Genomic DNA, 22,185 nt, shown 5'->3' on the forward strand with positions numbered 1-22,185 from the left:
TCCGGGTTGCGCTGTTCATGACAACAGGACAGGAACAGCGGCGGCGCCGGCGGCGCCGCCCGTTTTGTTTCGGCCGCGGCACTTGCGCGGGAGCGGCGGTCGTGGTGAATGTGCGGGCCGTCGCCCCTGACCGATGGGAGAGGCCCGTCCACCCCGGGGCGCCGGTGGACGATGATCCCCCAACAATCGCTGCCCAAAGCGCCGACGCTGTGATATTCGGCAGTTCGCAAAGATGGTGACCATGACGCCGAATAACGATCCCAACTCCACATCCCCGATCGCCGGGATACATCCGGCCCTTGCGTCCGCCTTGGCAGCGAAGGGGTACAGCCAACTGACACCGGTCCAGTTGGAGATGACGAACGAGGAGTACGGCGATGCCGACCTTCTCGTCTCGGCGCAGACCGGGTCGGGAAAGACGATCGCCTTCGGCATTGCCATCGCATCGACTCTGCTCGGCAGCGCGACACGCTTTGACGTTGCGGCCGCGCCGCTGGGTCTGATCATCGCTCCGACACGCGAGCTTGCCATTCAGGTTCAAAAGGAACTCGCCTGGCTCTACGCGGCGACGCAGATCAGGATCGCGACCTGCGTCGGCGGCATGGACATCCGTACCGAGCGCCGCGCGCTTGAACGCGGCGCCCACCTCGTCGTCGGCACGCCCGGGCGCCTGCGTGATCACATCACGCGGGGTGCGCTGGACCTTGGCGGTATTCGCGCGGTGGTGCTCGACGAAGCCGACGAGATGCTGGACCTCGGATTTCGCGACGACCTGGAATTCATTCTAGGTGCATCGCCGAAAGACCGCCGGACGCTTCTGTTCTCGGCGACCGTCAGGCGGGGCATTGCCGAACTCGCCAAGACGGTCCAGACCAATGCGGTGCGTGTCGAGACGCTCGCGACCACCGACCAGCATGCCGACATCGACTATCAGGTGATGCTGGTGCGGCGCGACGAGCGCGAGCACGCAATCATCAACACGCTGCTGGAGTCGGACAGCAAGAGCGCCCTGGTGTTCTGCCACACGCGCGAAGCGGTTCGCCACCTCACGGCGCGCCTCGTCAATCGCGGCTTCTCGGTGGTGTCGCTTTCGGGCGAGATGGCACAATCGGAGCGCTCGAACGCGCTGCAGGCCATGCGTGACGGACGCGCGCGCGTCTGCGTTGCGACCGATGTGGCGGCGCGCGGCATCGACCTTCCCAACCTCGACCTCGTGGTCCACGCCGACCTGCCGAGCAAACCGGAGACCCTGCTGCATCGGTCCGGGCGCACCGGGCGCGCCGGCCGAAAGGGCATCTGCGTGCTCATTGTTCCCGAAAACAGGCGTGGGGCAGCGCATCGCGTTCTGACAATGGCGCAGCTCACCGCGACCATGCGTGCGGCTCCCGGCATTGCGGAGATTGAGGCCCGCTACCGCCGGCAGATCCTGGATGCCGCCGTCTCGGCGGCGGAACCCGATGAGCAGGAGGCGGATTTCGTGGCCGAGTTGCTGGAGCGGGCCGGACCGCAGCGTATTGCGGCCGCGTTCCTCCGCCAGAACCTGGCCGCGCATCCGGTTCCGGAGGACCTCCTGCCGCTTCCTGCCGAAGCGCTGCAGAGCCGTGGTCCCGGCAACCGTGTCCGTCGGTCCGGCGAGGACCATGCGCCGACCCGCGAGCCGCGTGGCCCGAGCATGGAGGACGGCGTCTGGTTCACCATCTCGCTCGGGCGCAGGCACCGCGCCGACCCGAAGTTCCTGCTGCCGATGATCTGCAACGCCGGTGGGGTGACGAAGCGCGATGTCGGCGCGATCAGGATCGACGAAAGCGAAACCCGTTTCGAGATTTCCGCCGACAAGGCCGGCAGTTATGCTTGGCAGATCCTGCAGCCTGGCAGTCTCGAGAAGGGCATCAGGATCGCGCCTGTCGGCGAGATGCGCGCAGCGCCGAGGCAATCCAAACAGAAATTCAAGCAGGACGGTAAGCCGGCCCGCAAGCACAAGGCTCCGGAGAGGGCCCCGGCAACCGATCGCGGCAAGCCGCCGAAGCACAAGAACCGCAAGCCGAAGCGCCCTCACTGATCGTGAGGGGACTGGCGGAGGAACAAGGCGTCTTTCCGGGTGAAATGCGTCTTGCGCGCTCCGGCCGAGGGCGCCTGTCGCCAGCACTGATTGTCAGAACCTCATAGCATCAGTTTTCATCTCATTCGTTCTGCAAGGTTTACCCCCCGTTGAGACAGGGCATGTCTAGTTGTAGCCGTGAAACCGGCTGATCGGCGGATGTGTCGAGCATGCGTCTCCATGGCGCGGTCGGGAGGCCGGCACGCCCGTGTCGGCACGCTGGGGGAGGATCCAGAAATGTGCGAGATTGACCATTACGCCCTGTCGCGACGCGGTCTGCTGGGACTTGGGGCAGCGGCGGCGACGACGGCCTTCGCCGGTGGTTTCGCGTTGCCGGGCAGCGCCGCCGCCGAGCAGGCGACGAGCGCACCCAACGACATATCCCCAGAGGACGCGCTGGCGCGGCTGGTCGAGGGCAATTCGCGCTATGTCGCCAACGCCGGATGCAACGGCGACTTCTCGGTCGGCCGCGCCGCGCGTGCCGGAGCTCAGTACCCCTTCGCCGGAATTCTTTCCTGCGCCGATTCGCGCGTCGCCCCCGAACTTCTCTTCGATCAGGGGCCGGGCGAACTGTTCGTGATGCGGGTTGCCGGCAACTTTGTGGACATCAGCGGGCTTGCCAGCATCGAGTACGGCGTTGCCGTGCTCGGCATCCCGCTCCTCGTGGTCATGGGCCATACCAACTGCGGCGCCGTGTCTGCGACCATCCGCGTGGTGGAAGAGGGCACGGAACTGCCGGGTCACCTGCCGGAGCTTGTCGGCATGCTGAAGCCGGGCGTCGAGGCGGCGCTCGCCGACAAGCCCGCCGATCCGCTCGCCGCCGCGACCCGTGCCAATGTTCTGCACAATGTCGAAAAACTGAAGGCCGCCGGCCCGATCGTTGCCGAGGCCGTTGCCGGCGGCAAGGTGCGCGTTGTCGGTGCGCTCTACGATATCGCCACCGGCAAGGTCGAGGTCATCTGACCTTTGCAACGGCGGTGCGGAGACCTTCCGCGCCGTCGATCTTCGCTCACGCCGCTGGGGCTCAGGCAAAGCCGCTCTTCGCCAAGATGGAGATCGTGCTCCGGCGCGACGGCGACCGCGTCCGCCATATGGGAGTGGGCGAATTTTCCACCCTATTTGGAAGGCTTTCTCGCCGGATCGCAACGCCAGCCTTGCACCGAGATCATCGCACCATCGTCTCCCGGTTCCACGCCGCGTAATCCGGATTGCCCTCCGTGCGCACGGGGCCGTCATAGCCGAACTCGACCATGTGTACGCAGACATGATCGGCTGCGATGAACGCGACTCCGTAGCTCGCCGGCAGGTCCGAACTGGACAAGAGTTCGCGTTCGCGGAACAGCGCGATGCCGGCATGGTTCGTGCCGCGCAGCGAGGTTGTCGGCACGCCGGCGGTCGAGCCGGCCAGCGGCAGATGGCAATGCCCGAAGAAGATGTGCCGGATCCGGTCGCGGTGGCGGGCGACGGCGTCGCGGAACGCCCTCCCGTCGGCAAGGCCGATCCGGTCGAGCGGCGCGAGATGGGTCGGGAACGGATTGTGGTGCATGAACAGGAAGAACGGGCCGTCATGTTCGCGAAGCCGGGCCTCGAGCCAGGCCAGCCGGGCTTCGCAATAGTGCCCGGAATGGGTCTGCGGTTCCCAGGTGTCGAGCATTAGGCAGCGCCCCGCCGAGACGTCGCGCACGCTCTGCACGAAGCCGTTCGGGTCGGCGAGTTCGGGAAATACGTCGAGAAATGTCGGGCGGTCGTCGTGGTTGCCGATGCACAGCGCGATGGGGAGGGGCAGGTTGGCGAGCCGGTCGCGCAGGCGTTCATAGTCCGCCCGGTCGCCCCAGTCGGAAAGGTCTCCGGTGATCACCAGCAGTTCGGCATCGCCATGGTCGGCCAGCGCGTGGCCGAGGGCGCGCTCGAAACTGGCGTTCGGGTCACGGCCCTGGATCGTGTGCCCCGGCGTGGTCAGATGGATGTCGCTGAAATGGAGGATCTTCATCTTGTCTGGCTTGGTCTTGAGGGGCCGGATCGGCGCAGGCACGCCAGGCGTATGGCCCGGCGTGCCTGCTGTCGGAGTTACTTCCTCGGCAGCAGCTTCTGCACGTCGGCGGTCATGTCGGCGAGCACCGCATCGGGCTCCTGCGCCCGTGCGCCGGTGATGATCGAGTTCAGGTGATCCTTGATCACGTCGGTGATCTTGAGCCCGTTCTCGCCAGGGAAGGCGTACCACTTGGTCAGCAGGGCGACCTGGCTGACGGCGGTGTAGTTGTTCGGATTGTCCGTATAGAAGTCCTTGAGGTAGACGTCGTTCGCCTTCTTGTTGGGCGGCATGTAACCAGTCGTCCGCGCCATGATGGCCGCGCCTTCGGCGCCGTGCCAGAACTTCATCACCTCCCAAGCAGCCTTCTGCTTTTCGGCGTCTTTGGTCAGGATGATGCCGACATTGCCGCCCGCCGGCAGACGGCCCGTGCCCGGCACCACGTCGGGGAAGGTGAAGGTCTTCAGGTCGAACTTGCCGTCGACCATCGAGGTGACCTTGGCGAGGTCGGAGGTCGAAGTGAAGTGCAGGCCGGTCTTGCCGGCGGCGAAGGCGCTGCGCATGTCGGGCTGGGTGAGGTTCGGCATGCCGGCCTCGGTCACCAGGCCGGCGATCATGTTGATCGCGAAACGGCCTGCCTCACCGTCGAAGGCGACCTTGCTCTCGTCCTCGCTCAGCATCGTGCCGCCACGGGCGAAGACCGGGGCCTGCCACAGCCAGTTGCCGGTAATGTCCCAGGCGTAGGTGACGCCGTTGATGTCGTCGCCAACCGACTTGATCTTGCGCGCGAGGTCAATCACCTCGGCCCAGGTGGTCGGCAGCAGCTCCGGATCGGCGCCGGCGGCACGCACAAGGTCGAGATTGACATACATGATCGGCAGCGAGATCGCGAAGGGCAGCGCGTAGACTTGGCCGTTCTGTGTGCCGATATCGTACATCGCCTTGTGGAAGCCGTCGGTCTCCAGCTCCGGATCGGCGGCGATGAAACCGTCGAGCGGCTGCGCGATGCCGCGATCGACGAAGATGCGGACGCGGTTCAGGCCCTGGAAGGTGATGTCCGGCATCTGGCCGGTGATCGCCTCGCGCAGCACCTTCTGCGTGCCTTCCTCGTAGGACTCGTAGGGCGCGCGGAACGTCACCTTGATGTCGGGATTGGTCTTCTCGAAGGCCTCCCGGATCTGCTCGTGTGTGGTGTTGAAGAGCTCGCCATAGGGGTACTGGATGACGATCTCGGTCTGGGCGGCGGCCGGGAGGACGGCAAGCGTCATCGCGGCCGAAAGCAGGACGTGCTTCAGCATGTGGATCTCCATACGAGGCTGCGGTAGAGGTCCGGCGGACGTTGACCGTCCGTTCTCGGGGTTATTTCATGCCCGTGAAGGTGATGCCTTCGATGAAGCGGCGCTGCGCGAACAGGAAGGCGATAACCAGTGGGGCGATGATGATCGTGGCCGCCGCCATCAGCGGACCGTAGTCGGTGCCGGCTTCCTCGTTGCGGAAGGCGGCGACGCCAAGCGGCGGGGTGAACAGGTGCGGCGAGTTGATGGCGACGAGCGGCCAGAAATAGTCGTTCCAGTGCGAGACCACGGAGAAGATGCCGAAGGCGGTGACGGCAGGGATCGCGGTCGGCAGCATGACGCGCCAGACGATGCCGAACTCCGATATGCCGTCCATCCGGGCAGCGTCGACCAGGTCGTCCGGAACGCTCATGAAGAACTGGCGCATCAGGAAGATGCCGAAGGCGGAGATCGTGAAGGGCACCACCAGTGCGGCATAGCTGTCGAGCAGGCCGAGCTGGTGGAACAGCAGGAACAGCGGCACGGCGGTTGCCTGTTGCGGGACGAGGATCGCGAACAGGACGAGGGCAAAGGCCGTCTGGCGTCCGATGAAGCGCAGCTTGGCCAGGGCATAGGCCGCCGGCAGGTTGACGACCACCTGCAGGGCGAAGATCGCCAGCGTCACGATCGCGCCATTGGCCAGGAAGCGCAGCAGCGGTGCGCGCTCGAAGGCGGCGCTGTAGTTCTCGACCGCGGCGAGGCGCTCCGGCCACCAGCGGATTTCCGAGAGGAAGATCTCGCCGGCCGGCTTGAGCGACGTCGAGATCATCCAGGCGAAGGGCAGCAGGGTCAGCGCGGCGAGCGCCAGCAGCGCGGCGTGGCGGGCAAGGCCGGGCAGGGCCGCGGCCAGCGAGGAGAGTGGCGGGCGCATCAGTAGTGGACCCTCTTTTCGATCACCCGCGCCTTGATCAGCGTGAGCAGCAGGACGAAGGCGAGGAACACCACCGCGATCGCTGCGGCGAGGCCCGAGCGGAAGAACTCGAAGCCCTCGGTGTACATCGAATAGAGCAGCACCTCGGAGGCCTTGCTTGGGCCGCCCTTGGTCAGCACATGCACCGTGTCGAAGACCTGGAACGAGCGGATCGCCGAGATCAGCACCACGAACATGGTGACCGGTCCGAGCAGGGGCCACGTGACCAGGCGGAACCGCGACCAGGCGGAGCGGGCGCCGTCGAGTTCCGCCGCCTCGTAGAGATGGCGTGGAATGGACACCAGCCCGGCGAGAAACAGCACCATGTTGAAGCCGAACATCTGCCACACGCCGATCGCCGCGAGCGTCGGCAGGGCGAGCGCCGGTTCGCTCAGAAACGCGTGGGTCGGCAGGCCGAACGCGGCGAGCATCAGATTGATGAGGCCGAACTGCGGATGCAGCATGAACTCGAACGAGATCGCCATCGCGATCAGCGTCGCCATCACCGGCACGAAGAACACCGCCCTGTAGAGGCTGCGCAGGCTGCGGCCGGACTCGATCAGCAGGGCCACGGCGAGGCCGAGCCCGACGGAGGCGGGCACCACGATCGCCACATAGGCGAGCGTGTTGCCGAGCGCCTTCCAGAACACGCGGTCATCTAGCAGGGCGGCATAGTTTTCAAACCCGATGAAGGAAAAGCCGGAGGCGCCGAGTTGGTAGTCCGTCAGCGACATCAGCAGCACGGCGGCGACCGGCCCGAGTACCAGGAGCACCATGAGCACGCCGGCGGGCAGCAGAAGCGCCGTTGCAACGAGTTGATGCGGGGACCGCGCGGCCGTGGCGGCCGCCTCGTTCTTCCGCGCCGACCGGCCCAAGGGCGCGGCGACGCCATCGCGGGCAAGGGGCAGGCTCGCGTCAGACATGGGCAGCCACTCCAATGCGCGGGGCAATCCGGCGGCCATCGGCGGCGAACAGGCGCGCGGCGGCCGGTGCGAAGTCGAGCCCGACCGTGTCGCCGAGGCGTGTCCGACGCGCCTCGGCCTGGCTGAGCCGCACCACGACCGGAGCCTCGCACCCCTCGACCGCGAGATGAACGAACACGTCCGCGCCGAGATTTTCCGTATGGGCGAGGCGGCCCCGCAATCCGGCGTCGTCCGGCGCGCGCAAGGCGATCGCTTCGGGCCGGATGCCCAGACTGACGCCCGAGCCCGGCGCCGCTGTCGCGGCGCAGCCGGTGTCGCAGCCACCAAGCCGGACGGTCCCGGCGTCGTCGACCGTGCCGTTCAGGACATTGATCTTCGGGCTGCCGATGAACTCCGCCACGCGCAGGCAAGCCGGCTCGTCGTAGATCTGGTCCGGCGTCCCGACCTGCAGGATCTCGCCCTCGGCCATGACCGCGATCCTGTCGGACATGGTCATCGCCTCGGCCTGGTCATGCGTCACGTAGATGAAGGTGGCGCCCAGCGCCCGGTGCAGTTGGGCGATTTCCGTGCGCATGTGTACGCGCAGCTTGGCGTCGAGATTGGACAGCGGCTCGTCGAGCAGGAAGGCGCGCGGCTGGCGCACCATCGCCCGCCCGACCGCCACGCGCTGGCGCTGGCCGCCGGAAAGCTGGCCGGGCTTGCGCCGCATCAGCGCGCCGAGGCCGAGCTGTTCGGCTGTGCGCGCCACCTCCGCGCGGATCTCCCGCTCCACCGCGTGTGTCCCTGGTACCGCGTGGCGGATCAGCGGCATGCGCTGCAGCGTCGACAGTCGACGCATGCGCAACGGCACGGCGATGTTGTCTGCCACGCTCAGATGCGGATACAGCGCATAGGACTGGAACACCATGGAGAGGTTGCGCTCCGATGGTCGCACGGCGTCGACCACGTCGTCGCCGATCCGCACATGCCCCGAGTTCTGGCGCTCCAACCCGGCGATGATGCGCAGCAGCGTGGACTTCCCGCAGCCTGACGGTCCGAGCAGCGACAGGAACGATCCGTCCTCTATCGTCAGGTCGATCCCTTTCAGGATCTCCGTCCGCTCGTAGCTTTTCCGGATGCCCTCTAGCGTTACGCTTGCCATTGGATCGGCCTCACTGTTTGTCCCTTGCGGACACTGCCTAGCAAGTCGGGTTGACAGTCACATAACCGGAAATAAGCCCTGCTAATGATACGGCGGAGTCCCATCCACCCGGCAGGAGAAACGACCGTGAAACCCGGCCTGGCTCAGATCGAGGCGTTTACCGTAGCGGCACGCGAGCGCGGATTTTCCCGCGCGGCGACGGTGCTCGGCATCACCCAGTCGGCCGTGACGCAGCATGTCGCCAAACTCGAGCGGTTGATGGGGGTGCCCCTGTTCGTGCGCCGTCGCGGCGGGCTCGAGCTGACGCGCCCCGGACAGGACCTGTTCGAGCTCACCGACCGGGTCTTCACCCTGACGCAGCTTGTCGGTGAACGCCTGCAGGCCTACGGGGCCATCGAATCGGGGCATCTGCGGGTCATCGCCAATGCGCCGCGCCCCGTTCTGCCGCTGATCGCCGCCTTCAACCGCCGCTATCCCGGCGTCCGGGTGGCCTTCTCGTTGCACAGTTGGTCGGTGGCGATGCAGCGCTTGCGCGGGCGCGATGTCGACATCGCGGTCGTGACCGAGCCCGAGCACGTCGAGGGCATGTACGAGCTTGAGCTGGAGCGCGCCTGTTTCATGGCCTATCTGCGCGGCGAGCATCCGCTCGCCCGCCAGAAGACCCTGTCGCTACGCGATCTCGCGCAGGAATGCGTCGTGCTGCCCGAGGGCGGCTCTCTCACGCGGCGCGCGGTGTCGCAGGCCCTTGCCAGGAACGGCCTTGCGCTCGACCGCATGATGGAGATGACGAGCTATCCGGTGGTCAAGGAGGCCGTTCTGCACGGCGTCGGCGTCGGCCTGCTGCTCGGCGCGAGCTTCTTCCCGTCGCGCCAGCTTGTCGTGCGGCCGATCGCCGAGATGCCGGAGGCCTACCGGACGGTGCTCGTCACCCCTGCTGACAAGCGCGCGCTCCAGATCGTGCGCGCCTTCATCGACGTCGCAGAAGAAAGTGTCGGCTGATGCCTGCCGCCCGGTCTCAGGCGAAGCCGCGCTTCTTGAGCAGCGGCCCGGCATCGGGCAGGGCGCCGCGGAAGGCGACATAGGCGTCCTTCGGGTCCTGCCGGCCACCGGCGGAATAGATCGCCTCGCGCAGCCGCCGGGCGAGGTCCGCGTTGAAGATGTCGCCGGTTTCCTCGAAGGCGGTGAAGGCGTCCGCGTCCATCACTTCCGACCACATGTAGCTGTAATAGCCTGCCGAATAACCATCGCCCGAGAACACATGGGCGAAATGGGTCGGCCGGTGGCGCATGGTGATTTCCGCCGGCATGCCGATACGGCTGAGCGTTTCATGTTCCAGCGCCTCGATATCGGCCTCGCCGTCCGCCTGGCGAGTGTGGACGTCGAGGTCGAACAGGGCGGAGGAGAGATACTCGACCGTCGCGAATCCCTGGTTGAAGTTGCGCGCCGCCAGAACCCGCTCCATCAGGTCTGCCGGCATCGCTTCGCCGGTCTCCACATGCACGGCGAAGCGCGACAGCACTTCCGGCTGCGACAGCCAGTGCTCGTAGAGCTGCGAGGGCAGTTCGACGAAGTCGCGCGCCACCGATGTGCCGGAGATCACCGGATAGGTCACGTCGGAGAGCAGCCCGTGCAGGGCATGGCCGAATTCGTGGAACAGCGTGCGCGCATCGTCAAAGGTCAGCAGCGTCGGCTGCCCCTTGGGCGCCTTGGCGAAGTTCATCACGTTGACGATGATCGGACGGATGTCGGCCGCCAGCTTCTCCTGCCGGCGATAGGCACTCATCCAGGCGCCGCTGCGCTTGGTCGAGCGGTTGAAATAGTCGCCGAGAAACAGGCCGACATGACCGCCATCGGCATCCAGCACCTCGAAGGCGCGCACATCCGGGTGATAGAGCTTCAGCCCGTCGACCTCTCGAAAGGTCAGACCGAACAGGCGCCCGGCGGTGTGGAACGCCGCCTCGATCATCTTCTCCAACTGGAAATACGGCTTCAGCTCTGCCTCATCGAGCGCATGGTCGCGCAGGCGCAGCTTCTCCGCGTAGAAGCGCCAGTCCCAGGGGGCAATGGCGATATTGTCCCCCGTCTCGGCGGCGAGCCGCTGCAGAGCCTCCGCTTCCTTGCGGGCCTGCGCCACCGCCGGGCTCCAGACAGTCTCCAGCAGGTCGCGAACCGCATCCGGTGTGCCGGCCATCGTGTCGTCCAGCTTGTAGGCGGCGAAGCTGTCGAAGCCCAGCAGCCTGGCTCGCTCGTCGCGCAGCCTCAGGATCTCGGCGATGACCGCGCGATTGTCCGTGTCGCCGCCGGTCTCGCCGCGCGAGATCCAGGCCTTGAACGCGGTCTCGCGCAGGTCGCGCCGCGTCGAGAACTGCAGGAACGGCTCGATCAGCGAACGCGACAGGGTGATGACGTGCTTGCCCGGGTGACCGCGCTCGCTCGCCGCCTCGGCCGCCGCCTGGCGCAGGAAGCCGGGCAGACCGGCGAGATCCTCCTCGCTCTCCAGCAGAAGGTGATATCCGGCCTCATCGGCCAGCACGTTCTGCGAGAACCGCGTCCCCAGCACGGCAAGCCGCTGCGAGATCTCGGCCATGCGCTGGCGTCCGGCCTCATCGAGGGCCGCGCCGGCGCGAGTGAACATGCGGTGGTAGCGTTCCAGAACGCGCGCCTGTTCCTCGTTGAGAGCGAGACTGTCGCGTTTCTCCCACAGCGCGGCGACGCGGGCGTAGAGCGCCTGGTTGAGCAGGGTTTCGCTGGAATGGCGGGCCAGCTTCGGGGCGATGTCGCGCTCGATGCGCTGCAATTCCTCGGATGTGTGACTGCCGGCGAGATTGAAGAAGACGGAAGCGACGCGCGTCAGTTCCCGGCCTGACAGTTCCATCGCCTCGATCGTGTTGGCGAAAGTCGGTGCCTGCGGGTCGGCGGCAATCCCGTCGATCGATTGCCGCGCCAGCTTCAATGCCGCCCCGAAGGCCGCCTCGTAGTGCCAGGGCTCGATTTCGCCGAAGGGCGGCAGCCCGAAGGGCGCGGTCCATTCGGCAAGCAACGGATTGCGGTCGGCGACTGCGGCGGCGTCGGTCATGGGGGTCCTGAAAGATCTCACGAGGAAGGAAGCGGGCCAATTCCCGAGAATCCGGCCCTGTCGCGGACAATATGGGACGGCGAGGCGCTTCTGTCAGCCCCCGTGGAGCGGCCTTTGCTCACAATCCCGCCCACATCAAAGCGAGGGACACGGTGACCACGCCGGCTGTGGTCGACAACAGGATCGCCGCCGACAGTTGCTGGATGAAGATGCCATAGCGCTCGGCAACGACGAAGACATTGCCGGCGATCGGCAGCGATGCAACCACCACCAGCACCGCCGTGCGCGCCGCATCCAGGCCAAACAGTGTCGCAGCGGTAAGGACGGCGAGCGGATGCACAAACAGCTTCATCACGATCATCAGCGAGATCGCCCGTGCCTCGCCCTCGACCCGCCGCGCGGCAAGCTGCACCCCAAGCGAGAAAAGGGCGGTGGCGCCGGCTGCATCCCCAAGGAAGTTGAGCAGGTTCTCTCCCGCCTGCGGCAGTTTCCCTCCCGCCAGCGACAGGAGCGTGCCGCCGACGATGGCGAGCACGAACGGGTTGAAGATCACGCCTTTCGCCACGGTGACGACCAGCCGCCAGCTCGCACCCTTGCCCGAGGCCCATTCCAGCAGCCCGATGCAGAGCGGAATGAAGATCGTCAGGTCGATGATCAGCACCACCGCCATCGGCGCGGCGGCCCGGTCGCCGAACGCCGCCAGCATCAAGGGCAGACCGAGAAAGCCGATATTGCCGATGGTGGCGGCCTGGCCGCTGACCGCCATTTCGGCGAGGCCACCGCCGCACAGGATGCGCATGGCCAGCATGGCGAGGCCGAAGGTCACGGCTCCGGCCAGGATCCACACCGGCACCATCGGCCCGGTCAGTGCCGCGATGATGTCCTGTCCCGCCAGCGCCCGGATCACCAGCGCCGGCATGGCGAAGTTGAACACGAAGACATTCAGGCTGCGCACCGCTCCGTCCGGCATCCAGCCTCGCTTCGCGGCGAAGAACCCGAAGGCAATGACAGCGAAGAACGGGCCGGTGATCGAGAGCGTCAGGAGCATGGCATTGCAATCCTTGGTTGAAATGACAGTGGCGGCTTTGGCGCGCCTGGCTCGAATGCGAGGGAATGGACTCAGGATTCGTTAAGAGGGGACGGGGATACTGTGCAGATCATGTCTGCCCTGTCCATCTCCCTTTCAGGCCTACAGGCCGCCGGTCAGCGCTTCGAGGCGTCCGCCCGCCGCATCGTTGCGGCCGGAGCCGAAGCGGGCAATGCGTTGCTCGCCGCGAGCGGCCGCGAGACGACGGACGGACAGAGCGCAGACGGCGACCAGTCGCCCGCCACCGGCGCGCCGGCAATCGGTTTCTCGCCCGACATGGTCGAGGCCATCGTCGACATGATGCAGGCGGAAAATGCCTTCAAGGCCAATGCGCGCGTCGCCGGCCGCATCAGCGACATGCAGAAGGCCTATCTCGACATGTTGGGCAATCGGTCCACACGCTGATCGACGCCGGCTTCTGCAGCCGGCCGCCTGCAGGCCTCAGACCTTATAGAAATCCCGATACCACTCGACGAAGGCGCGCACGCCGTCCTCCACCGAGGTGCAGGGGCGGAAGCCCGTCGCCTGGGTCAGGTCTTCGACATCCGCCCAGGTGGCCAGAACGTCGCCCGGCTGCAGCGGCATGTAGTTGCGGACCGCCGTGACGCCGCAGGCCGCCTCGATGGCGTCCACATAGCGCAGCAGCTTCACCGGCTCGGAATTGCCGATATTGTGGATCTGATAGGGGGCGGAGCTGGTCGCCGGGTCGGCGGCGGCCGCGTCCCAGTCCTCGTTGACCGCCGGCGGCCGGTCGGCGATGCGCACGATGCCCTCGACGATGTCGTCGACATAGGTGAAGTCGCGCAGCATCTCGCCATTGTTGTAGATGTCGATCGGCTGGCCCGACAGGATCGCCCGGGTAAACTTGTAGAGCGCCATGTCCGGCCGCGCCCAGGGGCCGTAGACGGTGAAGAAGCGCAGGCCGGTGAGCGGAATGCGGAAGAGGTGGGCGTAGCTGTGCGCCATCGCCTCGTTCGCTTTCTTCGTCGCCGCATAGAGCGAGATCGGATGATTGCCGCCGCGATGCGGCGACAGCGGCATCGTCTCGTCCAATCCATAGATCGAGGAGGTGGAGGCGAAGACCACATGGTCGACGGTGTGGGCGCGCGCCGCCTCCAGCACCGTCAGGAAACCGGTGACATTGGCATCCACATAGGCCTGCGGCGCTTCCAGCGAGTAGCGCACGCCCGGCTGCGCCGCGAGATGAATGATCCGTTGCGGCGCGTGCTCGGCCATCAGCGCCATCACCGCCGCGCGGTCCTCCAGCGAGATCCGCGCCTCGATGAACTGGGGATGCTGGCGCAGGATCTCCACCCGCGCTTCCTTCAGCGCCGGATCGTAATAGGGGCTGACGCAGTCGAGGCCGATCACCTGCCATCCGTCGGCGAGCAGGCGGCTTGCCAGGTGAAAACCGATGAACCCGGCCGAGCCCGTGACGAGGATCTTGCGCATCGATGTCCTCAGGCGTCGAGCAGCGAGCGCAGCAGCGGCCGCAGCTCGCGGGCGAGCTCCTCATCCTCCAGCGCGAAGGCGATGTTGGCGGCAAGGAAGCCGGACTTGGAGCCGCAGTCGTAGGTCTCGCCCTCGAAGCGCAGGCCGGTGAAGGGCTGCATGCCCATCAGCGAGATCATCGCGTCGGTGAGCTGGATCTCGCCGCCGGCGCCGGTCTCCTGGCTGCCGAGCAGTTGGAAGATCTCCGGCTGCAGGATGTAGCGACCGTTGATGAACAGGTTGGTCGGCGCCGTGCCCGGCGCCGGCTTTTCGACCATGCCGGTGATGGTGAAGGTGCGCGCACTCGCATCGCCGTCGACCTCGACGATGCCGTAGTTCTGGGTCTGGTCCTCCGGTACGGCCTCGACCGAGATGACGTTTCCGCCGGACGCATTGTAGATCTCCACCATCTGCGACAGGCAGCCCGGCTCGGACTTCATCAGCATGTCCGGCAGCAGGATCGCGAAGGGCTCGTTGCCGATGATGTCGCGGGCGCACCAGATGGCATGGCCGAGGCCCAGCGGCTCCTGCTGGCGGGTGAAGCTGGTGGTGCCGGGGGCCGGGCGGATCGCCTCGAGCAGCTTCAGCGCCGCCTGCTTGGAGCGGGCGCGCAGCGTGTCCTCCAGCTCGTAGGCAATGTCGAAGTGGTCCTCGATCACGTGCTTGTTGCGCCCGGTGACGAAGACGATGTGCTCGATGCCGGCATTGCGCGCCTCGTCGACCACATACTGGATGATCGGCCGGTCGACGATGGTCAGCATCTCCTTCGGCAGGGCCTTCGTCGCGGGCAGGAAACGGGTGCCGAGGCCAGCCACCGGAAGGACTGCCTTGCGGATCTTCTTGTTCTGCATGAAACGCATTTTCCGTGTCTGGTGGAATCGGGAGGCGGCACGGGCCGCAAGGTAACCTGAAAGGATGACGGAACCAAGTTGGCGAAAAGAATGTCGGCGCAACGACTTCGCGCCAATCCGCGCAAGCTTTGTCCCAGGATTGGGGCAAGGATTGGGCAAGGGAACGACCGCCCCAGACCGCCGAGGCGCTTGCGCGCGCGCGCCATGCGGACTACTGACGGGCGGAACGCGCCAGCGGGCGGGCGGCCCATGAGTTGGGGCTGGCCCAGCAGGAGAGACGAGCTGCCATGACCGAGACATGCAATCGAACCGTGACCGTCGGGAACGTCGCCTTCTCGCAGGACGCGCCGCTGTCGCTGATCGCCGGCCCCTGCCAGATGGAGAGCCGGGCGCATGTGCTGGAATGCGCCGCCGCGGTGAAGGAAATCGCCGACAGCCTCGGCATTTCCGTCGTCTTCAAGGCCTCCTTCGACAAGGCCAACCGCACCTCCATCGCCGCCTCGCGCGGCGTCGGCCTCAAGGAAGCGCTGCCGGTCTTCGCCGAGATCCGCGAGACCTTTGGGCTGCCGGTGCTGACCGACATCCACTCCGCCGACCAGTGCGCCCCGGTGGCCGAGGTCGTCGACGTGCTGCAGATCCCCGCCTTTCTCTGCCGCCAGACCGACCTCCTGGTCGCCGCCGCCAGGACCGGCGCGACCATCAACGTCAAGAAGGGCCAGTTCCTCGCCCCCTGGGACATGAAGAACGTGCTCACCAAGATCGTTGAGACCGGCAATCCCAACGTGCTTTTGACCGAGCGCGGCGCCTCCTTCGGCTACAACACCCTGGTGTCCGACATGCGCGCGCTGCCGATCATGGCGCAGACCGGCGCGCCGGTCGTGTTCGACGCGACCCATTCGGTGCAGCAGCCGGGCGGGCAGGGCACCTCCTCGGGCGGCGAGCGCCACATGGTGGCGGTGCTGGCGCGCGCGGCCGTTGCCGTCGGCGTCGCCGGCGTCTTCATCGAGACCCACCCGGACCCGGACAACACCATCTCCTCCGACGGGCCGAACATGATCGCGCTCAAGGACCTGAAGGAGCTGCTCGCCGACCTGATGGCCTTCGACCGCATCGCCAAGTCGCGCCCGCGCGGCATCTGACACGGCCTTTTCCTTGTCGCCCGCCTCGGCTAGGAACAGCCGGACGGCGGCAGGTCCAACCAGCCTTGGCCCACCCACTTTCACAAAGTCCCACCCGCAGGGAGACGAGAATGACCGCAATTGTCGACATCACCGCCCGCGAGATCCTCGACAGCCGGGGCAACCCGACCGTCGAGGTCGACGTGCATCTGGAAGACGGCACCTTCGGGCGGGCCGCGGTACCCTCCGGCGCCTCGACCGGCGCGCATGAGGCGGTGGAACTGCGCGACGGCGGCGCCCGCTACCTCGGCAAGGGCGTGCAGAAGGCGGTCGACGCGGTCAACACCGAGATCTTCGACGCCGTCGGCGGCCTGGATGCGGAAGACCAGATCAAGATCGACGAGGCGATGATCGCTCTCGACGGCACGCCGAACAAGGCGCGCCTCGGCGCCAACGCCATCCTCGGCGTGTCGCTGGCCGTCGCCCGCGCCGCGGCCCAGTCGGCCGGCCTGCCGCTCTACCGCTATGTGGGCGGCGCCGGCGCGCGCCTGCTGCCCGTGCCGATGATGAACATCATCAACGGCGGCGCCCATGCAGACAACCCGATCGACGTGCAGGAATTCATGATCATGCCGGTCGGCGCCGACACGCTGGCGGATGCCGTGCGCATGGGCTCGGAAGTCTTCCACACCCTGAAGAAGGGCCTGAAGGACGCCGGCCACAACACCAATGTCGGCGATGAGGGCGGCTTTGCCCCGAACCTCGCCTCGACCGAGGACGCGCTCGGCTTCATCATGAAGTCCATCGAGAAGGCCGGCTACCGTCCGGGCGAGGACATTTGCCTCGCGCTCGACGCCGCCTCCACGGAGTTCTTCAAGGACGGCAAGTATCACATTTCCGGCGAGGGCAAGGTGCTCGGCCCGGACGAAATGGCTGCCTATCTCGCCGATTTCGTCGGCCGCTATCCGATCATCTCCATCGAGGACGGCATGGCTGAGGACGACTGGGCCGGCTGGAAGGCACTGACCGATCTGGTCGGCTCCAAGTGCCAGCTCGTCGGCGACGACCTTTTCGTCACCAATTCGGTGCGCCTGCGCGAGGGTATCGAGAAGGGCGTCGCCAACTCGATCCTGGTCAAGGTCAACCAGATCGGCACCCTGACGGAGACGCTCGACGCGGTCGAGACCGCGCACAAGGCGGCCTATACCGCCGTCATGTCGCACCGCTCGGGCGAGACCGAGGACAGCACCATCGCCGACCTCGCCGTCGCCACCAATTGCGGGCAGATCAAGACCGGCTCGCTGGCCCGTTCCGACCGGCTCGCCAAGTACAACCAGCTCATCCGCATCGAGGAAGAGCTGGGCGAGCAGGCCCGCTACGCCGGCCGCAGCATCCTGAAGGGCTGATCGGCGCCTTACGCCTCCTCGCCTGAAACAATGAAACCCGGTGCGCTCCCCGCGCGCCGGGTTTTTGTTTGGGGAGTTGACGTTGCGTCGGCTAACACGTGTCTGAGCGTTATTCAGGCGGTGAGCTTCTCGAATATCCGTATAATCAATGAAGATTATTGAAGGAACGATAATATCGTTCTAGTCTGTTCCAAAGGTCCAATATCGACCAGGTGAGCGAGTTTTAATTTTGTATTCCTATTTTGAATCTGAGGTTTCCAATGATATTCGAAGTTAAATTCGAAGGTGGATTGGCGGAGTTTCATAAGATACCCGCCTATGATGGAACCAAGTCACTTGAAGGGTTAACTCGTTCCTTGATGATAGTCTCAACCTATCTCGTTGAGGGGCGAGTTAGGCGTAAGAATTTCGGTCAAGTGCCTTTGCATTTTCATCTTACTGCTCATCGTCCAGGTAGTTTTGATGTTCTGTATGAGATAGCATACACTGCAGCCGTCTACGGAGGACCCGTATTAGCAGGAGGCGTAGCGAGCAACCTCCTTACGGATCTACTAAAAACTATTTTCCGAAGAGTGACCGGCGCGGATGCGGATCAAGAAACTCCTGAGACAGTTCAGCATTTGGAGGCTGAACGAGGAGGCGATGTTGCTGCATTGGCAGAAGCAATCGAGCCTTCGGTTCGGCTCGCTCACAACGTAATAAATCACGGGGTTGTAAATATTAATATCAATCAGAATGCTGCGCCGCCGGCAGCCCCATTGGTTCAATTGAATGCCGAAACCAAAAGATATGTTTGGGAAAATGTTATAAACGATGAAATAAGAGTAAGATTATTTAGCGTGGGAAGCTTTAATGCAAACCAAGGTACGGGCCGAGCATTCGATCTGGAGCTCGGGAGATCAATTCCATTCGAGCTAGCAAATAACGTTGATCGAATTACCGTCGACACCCTCCTTCAAAGTATTAGCTCCTATACAAGAACTCGCAGGCTTGGAGATGATTTGAGGTCGGCCATTGCAATTCGTTATACGTCGGTAGATTCCGTCGACGGTCGCTTAAAAAAAATACGTATCTTGTCCGCACGGAATGAAATGCGCGACCTTTAAGGTGCCTATCACAAACGTACCACTCACCCCGCCTTCGTCTCATAGGCATGCTTGATCGCCGCGGCGAGGGTTTCTGGCTTTTCCGCGCCCATGACGATGAAGCGTTCGTCGATGATGAAGGCCGGGACGCCGGTGACGCCGATGCGGTGGGCCTGTTCGACGGCGGCGGTGATCTTGTTGCGGTCGGAATCCGTCGGCAGCAGTTCGGCGACGAGATCGGCCATCATGCCGACTTCGCCGGCCGCCATGACCAGCGTCTGCGGGTCGCTGAGGTCGGCGCCTTCCAGGAAATAGAGGCGGAACAGCCGCTCGGCCATCTCGCTCTGCAGCCCGTCGGCGCGCGACCACAGCAGCAGGCGGTGGCAATCCAGCGTGTTGGGCGAGGTGCGGATGCGTTCGAAGGCGAAGGGGATGCCTTCCTGCAGGCCGGCGGCGGCGATCTGCTCGTGCAGCGCGTCGATGCGCGCCTGGCTGCCGAATTTCTCCATCAGATATTGCTGGCGGTCCTTGCCCTGCGGCGGGATCGTCGCGTCGAGCTGATAGGGCTGCCAGCGCAGGGCAACGGGAATGTCCGGCAGGCTCGCCAGCGCCTTTTCCAGCCGCCGCTTGCCGATATAGCACCAGGGGCAGACCACGTCGGAAATGACGTCGATGGGCATCGCGGCCTGATCGGCGGCGGTCCGGGCGGCTGCCTGCTGCCCGCTCGCGGTGTCGGTCTCCGTCTCGGCGTGCATGGGCAGTCCTTTCGTCGGTTGCGCCAGGAGCGCGAAGGGAGCGCGCCTTAGGACGCGTCAGGCAAAGGCGGTGCTGGCGACGATGGCGCCGATCCGCCGGCGGATGCGCTCCTGCGCCTCCGCATCCCGCAGCACGGCGATATCGCCCAGCCCCTCGACCGTAGCAACAAAATCCTCCTCGCGCGATGCAGCAAGCGTCGCCGAAAGGACGGGGTTGACGGCGGCACCTGCGAAAGGATCGTCATTCGCGGCCATGGAGGTGAGCGGCGGCGGGGCGATCTGCGCCAGTTGCAGGGTCAGCGGCTCTGTCCCGCGCAAGGCAAGCGCTTCGCCGAGCGCCGCCAGATAGCGCTCGAACGCCTCGCGCGGCAGCACCGGCAGGCCCTTGCCCGAACGATGGCGCGGGCGATAGCCGGCCAGCACCCGGTCGGCAAGCGCTCGGCGCGCGCCGGCCCGCAGCAGGCACAGGAGATGCCGGGCGAGGATCTGCGGCGCGGCCTTGCGCGGCACGCAGTCGCTGGCCCCACTCGTCAGCAGGGCTGCCCCCTCCGCCTCGTCGGCGCACAGCGCCAGCACGGGCAGGGCGATATGGCGCGGATCGGCGCGAAGGCGGGCGAGCAACTCGGCCGCGCGGGGCGCGGGCAGGTCGCTCACCAGCAGCCGGGCAGGGGCCGCGTCCAGCGCGGCGAGCGCGGCCTCCGCCGTGAGGCAGCCGCGCAGGTCGAGCGCGGCAAGGCGACCGGACAGCGCCATGCCGATGCGCGCACTGTCGCCGGCGACCAGCACCGGAATGCCTCGGGCAAGACCGCCGGTAGGCGCCGCTGCCAGCAAGGCTCCCGGAGCCAGCGGGCCGAAGGCGGCCCGGCGCAGCCGCGCCTCCTCCATCCGCCGGGCCTGGCGCACGGTCTCGGCCAGCCGCTCCAGCGCCAGTTCCGGCGGGCAGGCGGCGGAGATCATCGCATCGGGCAGGGGCGCTTCAGGGATTTCCGGGGCGGCGCACAGCACGAGGCGCGGCACGTGCACGCCCCTTGCGCGCGCCTCGGCCAGGTGCCGGGCAAGGTCTGGGCAGGTGGTGGCGCCGGCAAGGCTCACCACCGCGTCGGGCAGGAGGGAGCTCTGGTCGCCGGCCCATGAGAGGTCGGCAAGCTCGCCCCACGCTTCAGCAAGACGCGCGAGCGGATTGTCCGGACGATCCCTCGACCCGTCCAGCAGCACCGACAGGCGGCGGGCGGCCTCCCGGCTCATGCGACCTGCGAGTGGCCGAATCCGGCGCGGGCGGCCAGCGCCTCGCGGTCGACCTTGCCGGCCGCATTGCGCGGCAGGGCGGCGACGGGCAGCACCCGGTGCGGCACCTCGGCAAGGCTGGCGTGCTCGGCCTCCAGATAGGCATAGAAGCCCTCGACATCGAAGAGCAGACCCTTCTGCGGCACCATCGCGGCATAGAGCCGGGCGCCGAGAATGCCGTCCTCGACGAGGAAGGCGGCGGCCTCACGAATGCCGGGGAAGGCGGCATAGAGCGCGTCCAGCGTCGGCAGCGAGCCGACGCCCGGCGCCATCTGGCCGGGAATGCCGAAGCCGGTGATGCCGTTCTCCGTCTGGCGCAGCGGCAGCAAGGTGTCGACGAAGCCGGCCTTGTCGGTCGGCATGCGCACCTTGCAGGCGGGCCAGGCCGAATCCGGCACCATGGCGCCGCGCACCTTCAGCATTGCCGGGCTCGTTTCCGTATCGATGGCGATTTCCAGCAGTGCCGGCGCCTGCGCGGCGGCGGAAGGCGAGCCGATCCGCCCGCTCGGCAGCGGGCGGGGCAGGGCGCTGCCCTCGCGGGTGCGGGCGACCATGGCGAATTCGTCGGCGATATGCAGGTCGACCAGCTCGCGGTTGCTGCCATGCGGGGCAGGGGCGGGCGAATGCGCCTGCCAGACCGGCACGATGCGGCAGTCGGGCCGCTCGATCCGCCGGTCGAGCGCCGGCACGAGGGCGCCGGGGCACAGCACGATATCGGCGTCCGCCGCATCCGCGTGCGCGGCGAGCCGGCGCAGCGAGCCGGGGTGGTGCAGATGCAGCGTGCCGCCCGACAGTAGCCAGGGGATCAGGCCGGCGCCGATGCCGGCCATGCCGGTCAGCGCGTAAGGGAGCAGGAAGTTCGGCGCCTGCGGCAGGGAGAGTTCCAGATAGGGCATCAGGCCGCAGGCGATCCACTGGTTGTGGCTGCGGGCGATGGGCAGCGGCTCGCCGCTGGTGGAGCGGGTCCAGGTCAGCGTCGCCACATGGTCGGCAGCGTTCTGGTCGCGGCGGGTCGGCGCCGGCTCCAGATCCTCGGGCAGTTCGCCAAGGATCTGCTCCACCTCCATCAGGCCGTCGGCGACATCGCGCCCCAGGCCGAAGACGAAGCGCAGGGCGAAGAGATCGGCGGCGGTGTCGCGTGCCTCCAGGCCGATGGAGCGTCCGCCGAAGCTCTCGCCGGCGACCAGCGCCTTGGCGCCGGCGCGGGTCAGCGCCTCCAGCACGTTCTTCTGGCGCCAGTGCAGCGGCAGCGGCGCAATGACGAGCCCGGCACGCAAAGCGGCAAGGAACGTGATGACCGCGTCCACCGTGCCGGCGCTCTGCAGGCCGATGACATTGTCGTGCTTCAGGCCGACGGCGGCGAAAAAGGCGGCGAGCCGGCTGATCTCGGCATCGGCCTCGCCATAGGTGAGGCGGCGCGGCACCTCGCGAAAGCCGCCGGCATCCTCATCGGCATCGCACAGGGCCAGCCGTTCGGGATGGGCGGTCGCGGTCTTGCGGAACAGCGCATCCAGCGTCACGCGGCCCCAGATGCCGCTCTGCCGGTGTGCCTCGATCGTCTTCAGCGGGGTCAGGATCATCTCGTCATTCCCAAGCC

The 22,185-nt window shown here is 66.3% G+C and carries 19 protein-coding genes; 7 read left to right on the top strand and 12 right to left on the bottom strand.

Annotated elements, in window-relative coordinates:
• The first annotated feature begins 241 nt into the window (after positions 1–241).
• Positions 242–2,059, top strand: coding sequence for a DEAD/DEAH box helicase (locus P2PM1_RS10565; RefSeq protein ID WP_186399069.1), 1,818 nt, complete (start codon positions 242–244; stop codon positions 2,057–2,059).
• A 276-nt stretch (positions 2,060–2,335) separates the two neighbouring features.
• Positions 2,336–3,061: a carbonic anhydrase gene (locus tag P2PM1_RS10570; RefSeq protein WP_186389516.1), complete on the top strand. Its 726-nt coding sequence runs from the start codon at positions 2,336–2,338 to the stop codon at positions 3,059–3,061.
• 202 nt (positions 3,062–3,263) lie between these two features.
• On the opposite strand, the gene P2PM1_RS10575 is transcribed toward P2PM1_RS10570, so the two are convergent.
• The 5 genes from P2PM1_RS10575 to P2PM1_RS10595 form a co-directional block, all read right to left on the bottom strand.
• Positions 3,264–4,088, bottom strand: coding sequence for a phosphodiesterase (locus tag P2PM1_RS10575; protein WP_186389515.1), 825 nt, complete (start codon positions 4,086–4,088; stop codon positions 3,264–3,266).
• Between the two features lie 77 nt (positions 4,089–4,165).
• On the bottom strand, positions 4,166–5,425 hold the full coding sequence (locus P2PM1_RS10580; protein WP_186399016.1) for an ABC transporter substrate-binding protein: 1,260 nt from the start codon (positions 5,423–5,425) through the stop codon (positions 4,166–4,168).
• Positions 5,426–5,486: 61 nt separating this feature from the next.
• Positions 5,487–6,332, bottom strand: coding sequence for a carbohydrate ABC transporter permease (locus P2PM1_RS10585; protein ID WP_186395747.1), 846 nt, complete (start codon positions 6,330–6,332; stop codon positions 5,487–5,489).
• A complete protein-coding gene (locus P2PM1_RS10590; RefSeq protein WP_186399017.1) occupies positions 6,332–7,294 on the bottom strand; it encodes a carbohydrate ABC transporter permease in 963 nt (320 codons plus the stop codon). The genes P2PM1_RS10585 and P2PM1_RS10590 overlap by 1 nt, the downstream gene beginning before the upstream one ends.
• Positions 7,287–8,435, bottom strand: a complete 1,149-nt coding sequence (locus P2PM1_RS10595; protein WP_186399018.1) for an ABC transporter ATP-binding protein — start codon at positions 8,433–8,435, stop codon at positions 7,287–7,289. The genes P2PM1_RS10590 and P2PM1_RS10595 overlap by 8 nt, the downstream gene beginning before the upstream one ends.
• Before the next feature lie 126 nt (positions 8,436–8,561).
• On the opposite strand from P2PM1_RS10595, the gene P2PM1_RS10600 reads away from it, so the two are divergent.
• A complete protein-coding gene (locus P2PM1_RS10600) occupies positions 8,562–9,434 on the top strand; it encodes a LysR substrate-binding domain-containing protein (protein WP_305849907.1) in 873 nt (290 codons plus the stop codon).
• Between the two features lie 16 nt (positions 9,435–9,450).
• On the opposite strand, the gene P2PM1_RS10605 is transcribed toward P2PM1_RS10600, so the two are convergent.
• On the bottom strand, positions 9,451–11,511 hold the full coding sequence (locus P2PM1_RS10605; RefSeq protein ID WP_186399020.1) for a M3 family metallopeptidase: 2,061 nt from the start codon (positions 11,509–11,511) through the stop codon (positions 9,451–9,453).
• Between the two features lie 118 nt (positions 11,512–11,629).
• A complete protein-coding gene (locus P2PM1_RS10610) occupies positions 11,630–12,559 on the bottom strand; it encodes an AEC family transporter (RefSeq protein ID WP_186399021.1) in 930 nt (309 codons plus the stop codon).
• 111 nt (positions 12,560–12,670) lie between these two features.
• Here P2PM1_RS10610 and P2PM1_RS10615 point away from each other — a divergent pair, with 111 nt between their 5' ends.
• Positions 12,671–13,003 (top strand): hypothetical protein, encoded by a 333-nt coding sequence (locus P2PM1_RS10615; RefSeq protein WP_186399022.1) that lies wholly within the window; start codon positions 12,671–12,673, stop codon positions 13,001–13,003.
• Positions 13,004–13,039: 36 nt separating this feature from the next.
• Here P2PM1_RS10615 and P2PM1_RS10620 read toward each other — a convergent pair whose 3' ends face one another.
• The gene (locus P2PM1_RS10620) at positions 13,040–14,050 is read right to left on the bottom strand and encodes an NAD-dependent epimerase/dehydratase family protein (RefSeq protein ID WP_186399023.1); all 1,011 of its coding nucleotides are present in this window, start codon (positions 14,048–14,050) and stop codon (positions 13,040–13,042) included.
• A gap of 8 nt (positions 14,051–14,058) precedes the next feature.
• Positions 14,059–14,940: a UTP--glucose-1-phosphate uridylyltransferase GalU gene (gene galU, locus P2PM1_RS10625; RefSeq protein WP_186389505.1), complete on the bottom strand. Its 882-nt coding sequence runs from the start codon at positions 14,938–14,940 to the stop codon at positions 14,059–14,061.
• 287 nt (positions 14,941–15,227) lie between these two features.
• On the opposite strand from galU, the gene kdsA reads away from it, so the two are divergent.
• The 3 genes from kdsA (at position 15,228) to P2PM1_RS10640 (ending at position 18,570) form a co-directional block, all read left to right on the top strand.
• Complete coding sequence (gene kdsA / locus P2PM1_RS10630) at positions 15,228–16,079, top strand: 3-deoxy-8-phosphooctulonate synthase (protein ID WP_186389504.1); 852 nt, start codon at positions 15,228–15,230, stop codon at positions 16,077–16,079.
• Positions 16,080–16,189: 110 nt separating this feature from the next.
• Positions 16,190–17,464, top strand: coding sequence for a phosphopyruvate hydratase (eno, locus tag P2PM1_RS10635; RefSeq protein WP_186399024.1), 1,275 nt, complete (start codon positions 16,190–16,192; stop codon positions 17,462–17,464).
• Positions 17,465–17,724: 260 nt separating this feature from the next.
• Positions 17,725–18,570 (top strand): hypothetical protein, encoded by an 846-nt coding sequence (locus P2PM1_RS10640; protein ID WP_186399025.1) that lies wholly within the window; start codon positions 17,725–17,727, stop codon positions 18,568–18,570.
• Positions 18,571–18,593: 23 nt separating this feature from the next.
• Here P2PM1_RS10640 and P2PM1_RS10645 read toward each other — a convergent pair whose 3' ends face one another.
• The 3 genes from P2PM1_RS10645 to P2PM1_RS10655 are packed head-to-tail and all read right to left on the bottom strand — an operon-like array spanning position 18,594 to position 22,168.
• Entirely contained in the window at positions 18,594–19,304 is a 711-nt protein-coding gene (locus P2PM1_RS10645) for a DsbA family oxidoreductase (RefSeq protein WP_186399026.1), read from the bottom strand.
• Positions 19,305–19,361: 57 nt separating this feature from the next.
• On the bottom strand, positions 19,362–20,549 hold the full coding sequence (locus P2PM1_RS10650; RefSeq protein ID WP_186399027.1) for a hypothetical protein: 1,188 nt from the start codon (positions 20,547–20,549) through the stop codon (positions 19,362–19,364).
• Positions 20,546–22,168: a class I adenylate-forming enzyme family protein gene (locus tag P2PM1_RS10655; RefSeq protein ID WP_186399028.1), complete on the bottom strand. Its 1,623-nt coding sequence runs from the start codon at positions 22,166–22,168 to the stop codon at positions 20,546–20,548. The genes P2PM1_RS10650 and P2PM1_RS10655 overlap by 4 nt, the downstream gene beginning before the upstream one ends.
• Positions 22,169–22,185 lie beyond the last annotated feature (17 nt).

Origin of the sequence: Stappia sp. P2PMeth1, assembly GCF_900185735.1 — a bacterium.
Lineage (GTDB): Bacteria > Pseudomonadota > Alphaproteobacteria > Rhizobiales > Stappiaceae > Stappia.